This is a genomic window from Syntrophomonas sp. DTU019 (assembly GCA_913757435.1).
GTDB lineage: Bacteria > Bacillota > Syntrophomonadia > Syntrophomonadales > Syntrophomonadaceae > DTU019.
Genome location: CAJYDM010000001.1, coordinates 317,449 through 330,650, shown reverse-complemented (window position 1 = coordinate 330,650; position 13,202 = coordinate 317,449). Strand labels below are relative to the sequence as shown.

The 13,202-nt window shown below is 44.6% G+C and carries 15 protein-coding genes; 10 read left to right on the top strand and 5 right to left on the bottom strand.

What is annotated here, in order from left to right; translation table 11 throughout:
- Positions 1-22: 22 nt before the first annotated feature.
- The 4 genes from nrfD to AC15IQ_RS01655 all read right to left on the bottom strand — a co-directional run bounded on the left by nrfD (position 23) and on the right by AC15IQ_RS01655 (position 3,003).
- A complete protein-coding gene (gene nrfD, locus AC15IQ_RS01670) occupies positions 23-961 on the bottom strand; it encodes an NrfD/PsrC family molybdoenzyme membrane anchor subunit (protein ID WP_483176901.1) in 939 nt (312 codons plus the stop codon).
- A 15-nt stretch (positions 962-976) separates the two neighbouring features.
- On the bottom strand, positions 977-1,633 hold the full coding sequence (locus AC15IQ_RS01665; protein WP_483176900.1) for a 4Fe-4S dicluster domain-containing protein: 657 nt from the start codon (positions 1,631-1,633) through the stop codon (positions 977-979).
- On the bottom strand, positions 1,612-2,172 hold the full coding sequence (locus tag AC15IQ_RS01660; protein ID WP_483176899.1) for a Gx transporter family protein: 561 nt from the start codon (positions 2,170-2,172) through the stop codon (positions 1,612-1,614). The genes AC15IQ_RS01665 and AC15IQ_RS01660 overlap by 22 nt, the downstream gene beginning before the upstream one ends.
- Before the next feature lie 123 nt (positions 2,173-2,295).
- Complete coding sequence (locus tag AC15IQ_RS01655) at positions 2,296-3,003, bottom strand: FMN-binding protein (RefSeq protein ID WP_483176897.1); 708 nt, start codon at positions 3,001-3,003, stop codon at positions 2,296-2,298.
- Positions 3,004-3,317: 314 nt separating this feature from the next.
- On the opposite strand from AC15IQ_RS01655, the gene AC15IQ_RS01650 reads away from it, so the two are divergent.
- The 10 genes from AC15IQ_RS01650 (at position 3,318) to AC15IQ_RS01605 (ending at position 12,089) form a co-directional block, all read left to right on the top strand.
- Positions 3,318-4,379 (top strand): FAD:protein FMN transferase, encoded by a 1,062-nt coding sequence (locus tag AC15IQ_RS01650; protein WP_483177724.1) that lies wholly within the window; start codon positions 3,318-3,320, stop codon positions 4,377-4,379.
- A 23-nt stretch (positions 4,380-4,402) separates the two neighbouring features.
- Complete coding sequence (locus tag AC15IQ_RS01645; RefSeq protein WP_483176896.1) at positions 4,403-4,777, top strand: NusG domain II-containing protein; 375 nt, start codon at positions 4,403-4,405, stop codon at positions 4,775-4,777.
- A 10-nt stretch (positions 4,778-4,787) separates the two neighbouring features.
- On the top strand, positions 4,788-5,561 hold the full coding sequence (locus AC15IQ_RS01640) for an energy-coupling factor transporter transmembrane protein EcfT (protein WP_483176894.1): 774 nt from the start codon (positions 4,788-4,790) through the stop codon (positions 5,559-5,561).
- 14 nt (positions 5,562-5,575) lie between these two features.
- The gene (locus AC15IQ_RS01635) at positions 5,576-6,922 is read left to right on the top strand and encodes a sensor histidine kinase (RefSeq protein ID WP_483176893.1); all 1,347 of its coding nucleotides are present in this window, start codon (positions 5,576-5,578) and stop codon (positions 6,920-6,922) included.
- Positions 6,919-7,575, top strand: a complete 657-nt coding sequence (locus tag AC15IQ_RS01630) for a response regulator (RefSeq protein WP_483176892.1) — start codon at positions 6,919-6,921, stop codon at positions 7,573-7,575. The genes AC15IQ_RS01635 and AC15IQ_RS01630 overlap by 4 nt, the downstream gene beginning before the upstream one ends.
- Positions 7,576-7,987: 412 nt before the next feature.
- Complete coding sequence (locus AC15IQ_RS01625) at positions 7,988-8,683, top strand: DUF542 domain-containing protein (protein ID WP_483176891.1); 696 nt, start codon at positions 7,988-7,990, stop codon at positions 8,681-8,683.
- A gap of 133 nt (positions 8,684-8,816) precedes the next feature.
- Entirely contained in the window at positions 8,817-9,038 is a 222-nt protein-coding gene (locus tag AC15IQ_RS01620; protein ID WP_483176889.1) for a heavy-metal-associated domain-containing protein, read from the top strand.
- A 227-nt stretch (positions 9,039-9,265) separates the two neighbouring features.
- A complete protein-coding gene (locus tag AC15IQ_RS01615) occupies positions 9,266-9,496 on the top strand; it encodes a heavy-metal-associated domain-containing protein (RefSeq protein WP_483176888.1) in 231 nt (76 codons plus the stop codon).
- Positions 9,497-9,498: 2 nt separating this feature from the next.
- Positions 9,499-11,379, top strand: a complete 1,881-nt coding sequence (locus tag AC15IQ_RS01610; RefSeq protein ID WP_483176887.1) for a heavy metal translocating P-type ATPase — start codon at positions 9,499-9,501, stop codon at positions 11,377-11,379.
- 20 nt (positions 11,380-11,399) lie between these two features.
- Positions 11,400-12,089, top strand: a complete 690-nt coding sequence (locus tag AC15IQ_RS01605; RefSeq protein ID WP_483176885.1) for a Crp/Fnr family transcriptional regulator — start codon at positions 11,400-11,402, stop codon at positions 12,087-12,089.
- A 214-nt stretch (positions 12,090-12,303) separates the two neighbouring features.
- On the opposite strand, the gene AC15IQ_RS01600 is transcribed toward AC15IQ_RS01605, so the two are convergent.
- Entirely contained in the window at positions 12,304-12,813 is a 510-nt protein-coding gene (locus AC15IQ_RS01600) for a CarD family transcriptional regulator (protein ID WP_483176884.1), read from the bottom strand.
- Positions 12,814-13,202: the final 389 nt, after the last annotated feature.

Sequence of the window (13,202 nt, the reverse complement as noted above, 5' to 3'; positions counted from 1 at the left end):
TTGAATGTGCGTGGTTGTTCAGTTAACCAATCTTAATACCATCCCATATTGGCAAAGCCGCGAAAATGACAAGCGCACGCAGGGCAAAGCCACCCATTAGAACTGAGAAATCGGTGATCATGGTCAACAGCGACTGTTTTTGCCTGGGTCCTTCCATTTGGCCATCAGCATTTCCGCCAACTGCCACGGTTGCTTCTGTGGCTCTATGGCGCAGATATTGAACGGCATATACTGCCAATGGGAATATTAACCCCAACCCGATAAATATGCCCCAGAAATAAAGCGCATATTTTCCGTTAATAAGCAAGATTGCAGATTTCTGGGCTACTAAGCCATTGACTCCTGAAGCCATGATTCCAACAAAAGCTACCACCGCGACCAATTCTGCAGCAATCAGGATGATATGGGTCAAATCCTCCCGGCCTTTATTTTCTGATGATGCTTTTTCAATAATGGAACTCAAAAGCACTGTAATCGATAGACCAGTAGATAACGCCGAGATAAAAAATATCACTGGTATTATAGCTGAATCCCAGAAGGGAATAGCGCCGATCACTGAAATCAGAAACCCGGTATAACCGGCGGTGGCTATAGCCAGTACCACTCCAGACCACGTTACCACACTGGGAACAGGCCTGTTGATAAAGGTTAAGAAGCCTTTCAACATGCCTACTGCGATAAATACCGCCAGAATTATGGTTCCCCAGGTCATGACCGAATTAAGATTGGTTACCAGTCTCCACAACAGCCAGGGCTTATAAAACCCCTGCCCCAGATCGAAAACCAATAATAAGGTGCCGATTCCTACTATAGGTCCGCCAATATAGTATCCGACCCGTCTAAGGCTGGAATTCTCCCCAAGCCAGCCCATCTCGGCGGCAAACGAAGTCAGGTAAGCACCTGCCCCCAGGCCCCCCAAAAATAGGTATATAACCACTAACCAATGCCAGTATATATCCATTTGCTCAGTACCTCCTTACTGTTTCGGAATGATGACCAGGGAGGGCTTGGTCAGCTCAGGAGCCGGCAGCCATTGAATCTGCGCAACACCCCCCGGAGTCTTCTGTAGATCGACCAGTTTACCGAAAGTCAACGCCTGAGTGGGGCAAGCCTCTATACAGGCTGGTTTTTGGCCTTTAGCCTGGCGTTCATAGCAGAAATGGCATTTGGTAATCCTGCCGGTCGCTTCACTATACTGAGGAGCATGGTAGGGGCAGGCATAGAGGCAATATTTACACCCTACACATACCTCCTTGTCATGTATAACGATCCCGTCTTTATCGCGCTTTTTATATGCTTTGACCGGACATACCGCAACGCATACCGGGTTCTCGCAATGGTTGCAGGACATGGACAGATAAACATCTGGCCGGGCACCGCTCATGACACGACGCCATTTGGCGCCTTCTTCCCATTTGTTGGCACTCTTACAGGCAATGGCGCACTTGCGGCAGCCGATGCATTTGGTTTGGTCATACATAAAGCCTAATTGCTCGGGGTATTTGGGTGAATCGGGATCCGCCCCGGCAATTTGCCCGGGTAAAACACCCACAGCCAGCGCTCCGGCAGCCAAAGCGCCCATCTTTAATAAGCTGCGGCGGCTGATTTTGTTTAATTGGTTTGATTTATCCATTTCAATCTCCTCTCCTCAGGAATAGATAGAGTATCGAAAACTTCTTTTTTGATCAGTTCACCTATGGCAATCTCTCCGATTCTGCCGGTGATATAACCGGTCACGAGCGCTGACAGCAGCAGTATGGGGAGGTAGTAGAAGACCAGCAACTGGCCCAGTAACAACGAGGCTACCATGATTTGAGTGGTGTTATGGATCAATGCACCCGCTATGCTGATCCCTTTGATGCTGAAATATGGCGAGAATCTTTTATAAAGCAGGATCATTATCAACGCACTAAGAATTCCCCCGCTCACACTGAAGGCCAGCATCATTACCCCTCTGGTGAGAAGCGCCACCACGAAACAACGTATTGCAACAATCAACAGTACATCTGCGGCCGGAAGAAATACCAGCCCCAAAAGGGTGATGATATTGGCCAACCCCAGTTTGACTCCCGGGACCGGTATTGGCACCGGAATGATAGCTTCCAGCAGAGATATCAATATGGCATTGGTAACCAGTATAATGATGACCGCATATCTTCTATTCTTGTTCATACTGGGCCTGCTTTCTAAAAGAACCTCAACAACCTTCTCGAAAATGAGGGTATCCCGTAATGCAATCATTTGTGGGGGATACCCTCTTCAAATCTTTAGTTGTGGATGCGTGTTGAGACTTGCTTATTTAGCCGGGACTTTAACCTCTATACGGTTGTCATAAGCCTTTTTCAGTGCACCTATAAAATCGCCATGGGAGTCTTTCAGACTTACACTGGCACCTGAGGTTACATCGGCCAGAGCCTCTTTTTCAGCATCGGTGAGCTGAGCATATTTAGCTTGGTCACCAGGATCGGTTGATTCGGCTTTTAAGGGACGACCATTCTTATCAGAGGTATTTCTGGCGAACCATTGTTCAACCTCAGCCACGGTTTTGCCCTTAAATAATTCTTCATATACTGCATACTGTTCAGATATATTCATACCGTAAGCCTCGTCGCCACGTTCCAGTTTGGTCCGCCACTGACTGACTTCTTCAGCGGCTAATTCATTGGTACTGCCAGGAGCAGTTAAATATCCAGCCTGTCCGGGCCAGCCTGAGAAAACCGGGACCCCTTCATGTTCGGCGTCGTTAGGAGACAGAACTTCCAATACGTCATAGTGTACACTGATGATTCTGCCTTCTTTGTCAAAGGTGGCGTCAGCCATTACCGTGCTAATTGAGTAAATTTGTCCGCCGTTAGCATCTTTACCGGGGCCGACACGGAAAATCGATGTTTGTGCTTGTCCATTGTAAACGGTAAAATCCTTGGGCTGGGTGATGAACCCGGTAATTAAAACTGCAACCAACACTAAGGCAACCACCATAGAAACGACCTTAAGCTTTGACATTAAATATCCCCCTCATCAAATTTGATATGATACATTGAGTTTTACACTACTGAGAAATATTTTAAATCCTGAATTATGTCCCGAACTCAGGTACATTTGTCCCGAGGCTGGTTCATTAAATAAGGATGGTGTAATATTCAGCTGACTCTTACCAATACCGGCATTTACTTCCGGTTGTAATACCGGGCTGCTGGAGATTAAAATGGCATCAGATATATGACTATAATAGTCCAGATTAAATGTATAACAGAATAATGGAGCTGCCTGATGTAAAGAAGTGCGCAGCTATCCGTTTGCAGGGGGGAGAAGGAGTGATGTTGCGTAAACCCTTGACATTGCTAACACCATTGATGGTGTTTATGGTCACCGTGGTTTTGATATTTACAGCCTACGGCTCGGACAGGCAGGGTGCTGCAGAAGCGTTTGAGCACGATTCCTTTGCTATGGGAACAGTAATCTCTCAAAAGGTATATGGGGCAAACGGTCAGGCCGCAGCCGGTGAAGCTGCCCATGAGATCGAAAGGTTGGACCAATTGCTGACATTTAATGATTCTCGAGGAGATGTTTACAGGCTTAATAATAATGCCGGAATTAAGGCCATACAGGTTGACCCGATCACAACGCGAATCATAAACAAAGCCAATCAGGTGTCCGCCATGAGTGGCGGAGCCTTTGACATCACCGTTGGCCCCCTGGTAAAAGCATGGGGAATAGGAAGCGACCGGGAACATATTCCCTCACCTGATGAATTGGATAAATTGCTGCCCCTTATCGATTACCGGGACATAGAGATCAATGATAATGTCGCCAGGATTAAAAACCAAGGTCAAATGGTTGACCTCGGAGGCATTGCCAAAGGTTTTGCCGGTGATGCCGTGATTGAAATATACAAACGGCATGGCATTCAATCAGCCTTTATCAATTTGGGTGGTAATGTGGTTACTCTGGGAGGCAAGCCCGACGGTACTCCCTGGAAAGTGGGGATCCGCGATCCCCGTCCTGAGGGGATGGACAAGGGGAGGGACATTGGAGTCGTCAACGTAATCAGCAAGGCAGTTGTGACTGCCGGAGACGACCAACGCTATTTCATCGCTAGCGGACGCCGTTATCATCATATTTTGGACCCGTTTACGGGATATCCGGCCAAATCTGATCTGATGAGCGTGACCCTGATAACTGATTCCTCTTTAGATGCGGATGCATTAGACACCGCTGTATATATTTTAGGATTGGAGAAGGGGAGGGACTTAATCAGGCAATTCGGAGGAGTTGAGGCGGTTTTTATCACTGTTGACAAAAAAGTCTATGTAACTGAAGGGTTAAAGGATAGTTTCGATTTTCACGGGGAGAGCAGCGGATACGTTTATCAGCCATAACCGATTTAGGCGGGGTATTAGACATGGACAAAATCAAGAGATTGAAAATGGGCGACCTTATTGTATTTACCTTGGGACTATTACTTGTGCTGGCATCACTCGGTTTCTACTTTAACTCGGGAACAGCCCAGGGCGAGCCTGATGACCGATCTATAGCCGTTGTTACCCGCAATGGCAGCAAAGTGGCGGAATTGGACCTCAGTACGGTGCAAGCCCCGCAGTATATTACTCTCGATGACGGCATTGAGGTGACTATTGTGGCTGAAAAGGGGTCAATAAGATTTAAAGAGGCTGACTGCCCTGATAAGATTTGTGTCAAAACCGGCACCTTGACTCAACCTGGTGAACAGGCTATTTGCATGCCCAGCAGAACTATTGTCAGGATATTAAAGGACTAAAGGATCAGCTATGAACAGAGCATTAGGTAACTGCGCTGAAATGGATGGATCTATCAAATTCCTCCTGGCCATAGTAGTGGCCGCGCTGCCGTTTTATGTCGAGAAGCAGATCAGTTATGGGCTGTTTGTGGTTTATTTGCTGTTTATATCCATGGCGTTGAGGGTCCAATATCGCGCTTTATTGCTCAGTGCCGCATCCTATTGCATTATTGTATTGATCCCGTATCTTTTCGGTATTTCAATAAATCTATTGCTTTATTATCTGACGAATGATCCGGCCTTTGTTAGCAAGCAGCACACTACTGAGTTAATTCTGAGATTATTTAGGTTGTTGATCATTTGGTATGTGAGCATGCTCTATATTTATACCACCCCCATGCCGACTTTTCTGGGTTTGCTGGATAAGCTATTATGGCCTTTGAAGCTATTGAAAGTTCCGGTTCAGGATTACCTCAAGGTTGTTATGTGCATTGTAATGGACTTGAAAGGCAGCGGGGAGGATATGAAAACTCGCTTTCTGGACCACGCCCGGGCGGTGGTGGGGGGAAAGCAGCAAAAAATCAAGGCCAAGTTCAATGGAATATCACAGCTTATTGTAGCCTCACTAGTTGAGTCATTTCAGAAGCTGGACAGCATTGAAGCGTTGGTGGAAAAAGTAAACGCCGAGGATATATTCGATTATAGTTTCAGAATGACCAGGCTTGAGGGGATGGCTGTTCTCAGCCTCTCTGCACTGATGACTATGCTCTATATGATCGAAAAAGGGAATGGATTTATCATATGACCATAACTCAATTCATGCTATATCTTGTGTATGGATTCTCCATGATAATTATGGGTATCTTTGCCCTGATACAAAGAGATGCCAAAATAATGAATGTTCCCCTGATCAAGTCATTGAAATATCTGGGTTTTTTCGGAATAGCTCACGGTATCAGTGAATGGGTCACCATGATAATCAAACTGGAGTTGTGCCATCCCTACCTGCATACTGAGGTGTATTACGCTAATCTCATATTAAAGGCCTTATCCTTCGCTTTTTTGTTGCATTTTGGCTTGGAGTTGCTGCCGGTCCGAAACAAATACAAAAATATTTTACTGCGGGTGCCTCTGGTTGGTTTTTTGCTGTATCTGTTATTTTTCGATTTGTTCATAACTATCTATGGAACTCAGTTTCATATGACCAACAAGCTGTATAATACGGTTGCTGTACGATACCTCCTGGCTATCCCCGCATGTGTTGTAGGTTCTGCAGCCCTTTATTTCAATGCCCGCTTGATTAAGGCCAAATCTGTGGAAATATCGAGAAGGTATCAGAATTTGGCCCTGGTCTTACTGGCGTATGGTTTTGTAGAAGGTTTGCTCAGTTCAAAAACCCTGTTTGTGCCAGAATATTTCTCCTATATGACCCTTGCCTTTAAGGCCATAGTTGGATTTATCATTGTACTTCTGCTTATCAAGGTAATCGACACCTTTAGCTGGGAGCAGGAGGAAAGGCTGTACCAATTGGAAAAAATGAGGATAGCGGCGGAAGAGAGAGGTAGATTGGGTTTGGAGATACATGACAGCATTATTCAGGAATTGTATGCCACTGGCCTAAAACTTGAGTATGTATCCAAATGCCCCGATCAGGCTCTGCAAATGAACGTATTGGCAGAGGTGAAGTCAAACCTCACCACAGCTATTAACAAGACCAGAGCGTTTATTTCCGTCAATGCTTTGGATGAGATCGAATTGACCAAATTAAAAGACAGCCTGGAGGAACTGGTTAACAAATATAACAACAGTCAGAAAATAACAATAACCCTGCAGTGGAAGATCTCACCTTATCTAAGCGGCAATATATTACCGGAGAAGACTACCCAAATCTATTATATTGTCCAGGAAGCGGTAACCAATATAATCAAGCATTCTAAAGCGAATCATGCTGAAATATTGCTTGAAGGAAGCCCGGATTTTATTTATGTCACCATCATTGATAATGGGAAAGGCATTTCCCATCAAGACCTGAACTTGAAACAGCATTTCGGCATCCGTTCTATGAAAGAAAGAGCTCAAAGGGCGAATGGGTTTTTCCAAATTGAATCCCTGCTCAAAGGCACTCGCATAGAACTGAGAATACCCTGGGAGGAAACAGTATCATGAGCCAGAGCATCAAGGTGTTTTTAATAGATGACCACAATATAGTCAGAGACGGGTTAAGACTGATCTTGGAGTCAGATTCCCGAATTTCAGTTTGCGGAGAGGCCAGCAGCCTTCAGGAAGCAATCGATATTTTGCAAGACACGGATCCCGACGTGATACTGCTTGATTTCAGGCTGCCGGACGGTGACGGCGTTAATGGATGTCTGGCTATTAAACGGCGCTTTCCCAATATCAAAGTCGTTATTCTAACGGCGTTCAGGCAAAACCAGATGGTCATAGAAACCATCCGGGCAGGTGCGGATGGCTATTTGCTAAAAAACATCGACAGCCTTGATCTGATAAAAAACATTATTCGGGTTCATGAAGGCGATTGCGTTCTGGATGTTACCGTAACCGAAGGTGTTTTTAACAATATTTCCGGCAATGATAGTGAACTTGCCGCCGAAGGAAGTAATTTAAGCTGCAAAGAGAAAGCCATAATAGAAATACTGAGTCAGGGTAAATCCAACTGTGAGATCGCTGAAGTTATGGGCATATCTGAAAAGACGGTGCGCAACTATGTCAGCAGCATATTCAAGAAACTGAATGTCTCTAACCGCACCGAGGCTGCCGGTTACTGGATAAGAGCACAGAACTTGATAGGTTCGCAGTAGGTATGGCTAAGCCGCAGTCCGGATAAAACTTAAAACAGGCCCAATATAGCTGACCTTTAGACATTTTACTGCCTAAATTAATGAATGCGTCAAGGGCTTTATTTACCGAAATTGATTAGGCCTCTCATTTCGGTTTCTTTCTGCGCTCTTTTATCACGGGTTTCGGCGGAGAACGCGTAAATGCCGATACAGCACTCGAATACCCCTGGACTATGATTTAAGAAAGCTGGATTTACTCCCAAGCTATCATACATTAGTACCGGTTCATAGTAATTAAGGGTAGGTAATAAGGCTCTAATAATACTGGAGAGGCCTTAATTGGGAAAATTGATAATAGTCAAGGTTTTTTCTGTGATATGAATTAGAATAGGAGTATCGATAGACGAAAAACAGATGCGGAGGAGGGAGTATAATGAGGCAAACCATTACAATTAACGGCCAAACCGAGTTGGGCGAACTTGTAACTTTTTTTCCCGCCATTACTTCACGCTTAAATGAACTGCAAATTGACTACTGCTGCCAAGGGGATCGCTCCCTTGAGTCAGCTATAATAGAAGCAGGCCTTACCCCAGATTTCATCACTGAGGTACAGAACGCATACAGTGATTATTTAGCGAGACCAAATCGGGAACTGCCTGTGTCTGAATTGTCTGATGAGGAACTGATTGACCTCATCCTGGATACTCATCATCTGTCAGAACGTGCCTTATGGAAGGAGCTTGATAAGCTCGTCAATTTGATTTTGCTGGTCCATTATGAGCATGGCAAGGACTTAATGCTCAAGGTGCATCGGAGCTTCAGTGAACTGAAGCTGGAACTGGAGGAACATTTTGCAAAAGAGGAGCAGGAACTTTTCCCGGCAATGCTAAAGGGAGATAAAACACCTGAAGATCTAGCAGCCATACGATCACTTATTAACGAATTAGAAGGTGAGCACGATGGTGCTGGAAGGATTATTAAGCGTATGATCAAGGAAACCGACCATTTCACGCCGCCAGAGTATGCGTGTGCTACAGTTAAGACGGTTTATCAGAAGCTTCATGAGTTAGCCGATGATGTGTTCCTTCATATCGCTAAAGAAAATAGTGTTCTATTCAAACGTTACTAATATCGCCATGAGAATCAGTACAGTAATGAATGCGAAGAATAACTGAAGATCGTCATAAGTATAGAATATTTTGACCAATTAGTGAACACCGCTGGATCTGAGGAAAATCAAATGGAAGGAGTGAAAACCCAGTATGGCCAAAGCAGAATTTCAATTAGAGCCATTGACCTGTCCGACCTGTGTTAAAAAAATCGAATCCACATTGACCAAGGCCAAAGGGGTCGATACGGTAAAAGTATTATTCAACTCAAGTAAGGTGAAAACGGAATTTGATGATACCCAAACCAGTGCCGACAAATTGAAACTTACCATTGAAAACTTAGGTTATTCAGTAATAGCCTCAAAAGGCTCTTGATTTATCTATTCGCCATGGTCCAAAATGAGACCCTGGCTTGTTTTATACTATCATAAGTATAGGGTTTTAAGAGTGACAGGCATAGAAAAACCAAGGCTCGTTGGTGCGCTTGAAGGGACATCAGCGAGTCAAGTTTTTATAATGAAATCTTGATTATGATCAATGGCTTATGCTCTGATTTGAAATATGATTAGTGCAGCAAGAGGAAACGAGAGGGAGGAGTATAGGTGAGCAAAGCCTTGTTTCAGATAACACCGCTGAACTGTCCCGGTTGTGTTAAACAGATTGAAGCTAAATTATCACAAGCGGGTGGTGTCATGGCCGTGCAGGTTTTTCCGAGGCTGGGCAGGATTCGGGCGGAATTCGATGAGACCAAGATAAATGCGGAGCATATAGAGGGTCTGATTCTAAGCTGGGGTCACACTGTAAAGCTTAAAAAGCTAAACGAGGAGATATGAAGATGGTTAAGTATATTAATAAATTAAAAAATCAGCTTATGGCCATTTCCGGGATACTAATCGTCTCTGGTTTTCTTTTTCCTTTGGTAGGATATGAAAGCTATAAGGACCCGGCTCTGCTCACGGCGACCATAATCGCCATTATACCTATCGCCATTAGGGCTTTCCAAGCGTTGCGCATGAACGCCTTTAGTATAGAATTATTGGTGACCATCGCCGTCCTTGGCGCGCTGTATATTCAAGAATATACCGAATCTTCAATTGTTACCTTCTTGTTTTTGTTTGGCGCTTACTTGGAAGCGCATACGCTGGAAAAAACCCGTTCATCATTAAAAGCACTTGTGGATATGGCACCACAGGAAGCAGATGTCATCCGTGAAGGGGGAAATTTTACCATACCTGTGGATGAAGTTGTGAAAGGTGATCGGATCATTATCCGCTCTGGCGGCAAGGTGCCTGTAGATGGCAGTATCGTTTCTGGTAAAGCGACATTAAATGAAGCGGCTATTACAGGTGAATCTGTGCCGGCCTCAAAAGGACCGGATGATAAGGTTTATAGCGGCACAATTGTGGATAACGGCTATATAGAAATTATCGCTGAAAAGGTTGGGGATGACACTACTTTTGCCAAAATAATCGAGCTTGTCGAAGAAGCCCAAGAATCTAAATCAAAGACTCAGAAATTCTTGGATAAGTTTGCTAATTACTATACACCGGCTGTAGTTGTCTTATCCATAATTGTGTTTGCTCTTACCCGTAATCTTCATTTGTCAATTACCTTCCTGGTTGTTGCTTGTCCTGGTGCCCTAGTCATCGGGGCACCGGTATCTACTGTGGCCGGAATCGGAAATGGTGCTAAAAACGGTGTCCTTCTCAAAGGTGGAGAAGTGATGGATCGTTTATCTAAGGTTAATACGATTGTGTTTGATAAAACCGGTACCTTAACGAAAGGAAAGCCAGAGGTAACAGATATCAAGACCTTCAATAATCTGGGGAGCGAGGAATTGCTTAAATTGGTGGCAAGAGCCGAAACCATTTCGGAGCATCATCTGGGGCAAACGATTGTCAAGGAAGCCAATAAGAAAAATTTAAGCCTGGAAGGAGAAATATTGAACGGTGAAGTTATTAAAGGCAATGGAATTAGGGCTCAAGTTGACGGTTATGTTCTAGCGATTGGTAATCGTAAGCTAATGGATGCTGAAAATATCCAAGTTAGCGATGAGGTCTCAAATTATGCCCTCAAGCGTGAAAAAGCAGGCAACACAGCAATATTTGCGGCGGTAGATGGCCATGTTGCCGGGGTCTTCTCTATAGCTGATGAGATTCGTGAAGATGCTCATAGAGCTTTGACGGAATTGAGACAGAATGGTATCAAGAAAATGGTTATGCTGACCGGGGACAATAGGCACACGGCTGAATTAGTTGCCAATGTGCTCGGGTTAGATGAATTTCAAGCAGAATTACTACCAGAAAATAAAGTGGAGTTTGTGAAAAAGTTGAAAGCTGCCGGACATGTAGTGGCAATGGCAGGTGATGGGATCAATGATGCACCGGCTATTGCAACAGCGGATATAGGCCTGGCAATGGGTGAAGGCGGTACAGATGTGTCCATGGAAACAGCGGATGTGGTTCTTATGGCGGATAAGCTAATGCAGTTCTCTCATGCCTACGCTCTTGCCAAGGCAACGGTCCGCAACATGAAGCAGAACACCTTTTTTGCAGTCGCCATTGTCATTGTCCTTTTGGTTGGGGTATTATCGGACTATGTTCATTTGGCATCGGGGATGTTTATCCATGAAGCCAGTATTTTGATCGTGATACTGAATGCGATGAGATTGATCGGGTTCAATAGTAAAAACCGTGCAGCAAGCGGATTGGGATAAAGCGGGACAGGAGATTTGAAATGAGCCAACATGAGTGTGATTTTGAAGAACACCGGTCATGTGTATATTTGGTGCCGATATTTAATCATCTCGAAGATTGGCAAATGGCTGAAATAGCAGCTGCGATTCAGTCAGAGTCATACAGAAAGGGCGAGATCATCTATCGGGCTGGAGATCAATCAGACTCGCTCTATATTGTCAGGAGAGGGAAAATAAGGATTTATCGTTTATCTGAAACAGGTAAGGAACAATTAGTGCGTTTTTTGGGTCCCGGGGATTTTACGGGGGAACTGGCCTTATTCAGTGAGTCTGTTCATGAAGCTTATGCAGAAGCGGTGGAGAACACCGAAGTATGCCTGATTACGCGCACGAATTTACAGAAATTTCTTTTGAAATTCCCTTCCATCTCTTTGAAGTTCCTAGCGGAATTTTCACGTCGGCTGGAAAAAGCGGAGACACAAACCACCAGGGTTTCTACTCAGAAGGTCGAAACCAGACTGGCCCTTTTCATAGCTGAGTGTCTCGACGGCGAAGAATCACCGCTGGAGTTTGTATTGCCGATGCGTAAAAGGGACTTGGCTTCTTTCCTGGGGACAACTCCCGAAACAATCAGCCGCAAATTAACGGAGTTTGAAGAAGCGGGATATATCAGGCAAAAACCGCACCGAAAGATCGAAGTTCTTAATTTAGATGGTCTGCTCCTGGTCTAGTCAATCGTTAGGCATTATTTAAGAGGCCTTCCGGCCTCTTAAATAGCTGTAATAATCACAGCGGAAATCCTTCAGATGGCATAAAAATAACAATTGGAGGATCTTGTCTATAGAAGCATAGGGGTCAGCGATAACCTCAAATGACATGATTGACGTTACTGCGGGCTTTTACAAATGCAGCCATAAGTTGTATCAGGATTGCCCTTATGTTGTCTTAAGCCTCTACTTTTTTCGGTACATGTTCCAGGATGAAGTCCAGCACCTCTTCTGGGTCAATGCCCAAGGCTATGGCAAATTCTTGGTTTAGCTGCCGTTCCGCATTATTCATCAGATCCTCATCTGTCTTGGTGAGTTTCTTGCCAATTGATGAGCGGTATTCTTTTTCGGTGTGCAGCGTCTTGATGAGTTTTATCCACTCTTCGCTTTTTCCGGACCGGAGTGCTGTCTGAAAACTGGCGGCTCTCTGCCGGTCGTCATCTGTCCACAGGGTCTCCTGTTCGGGCATAGACGCTATCAAGGCCAGCACTTCCTTTTTGGTCATCACCGGCCGCATATGCAGCTTTTTACTGTTCACCGGAACCCGGATTGTCATATTGCTGCTGAAAACCGGAGTCAAAACGTAGTATTGGGTGTCATTATCCTTATCATACTCGTCTTTGCCGATAGCGGAAATCTGGCATACTCCGGTCATGCCGTAAACCACATAATCATTGACTTTAAACATTAAGCATCCTCCTTTACGAAGGTCAGACCTCTCAAAATCCCTATAGAGTAATAAAAAAGCAGTTTCGAAGGCCGATATTGCTGCGCCATCGAAACTACACTTCCTTACTCAATTATACCAATTATTTATAAGCGAAGTAATAGCCTTTTGCAGGTAAATTATACCATTAGCTAAAATGGTCCCGATTTTTATCAGATATGACCCCCAGCGGGCGGGGAGGACATCTTCACAAGTCCCCATAAAAATGGGATATTTACCCTGTCAGCCCTACTGACAGGGACATCGACGCTGAATTTGTATATGGAAATAGGACAAGAGTGCTGATAAACTGAAAGGTAGATATCTTTATTTCGCCGGTCTCAGCATCTTTTTGTCATGGCAAGTATTGG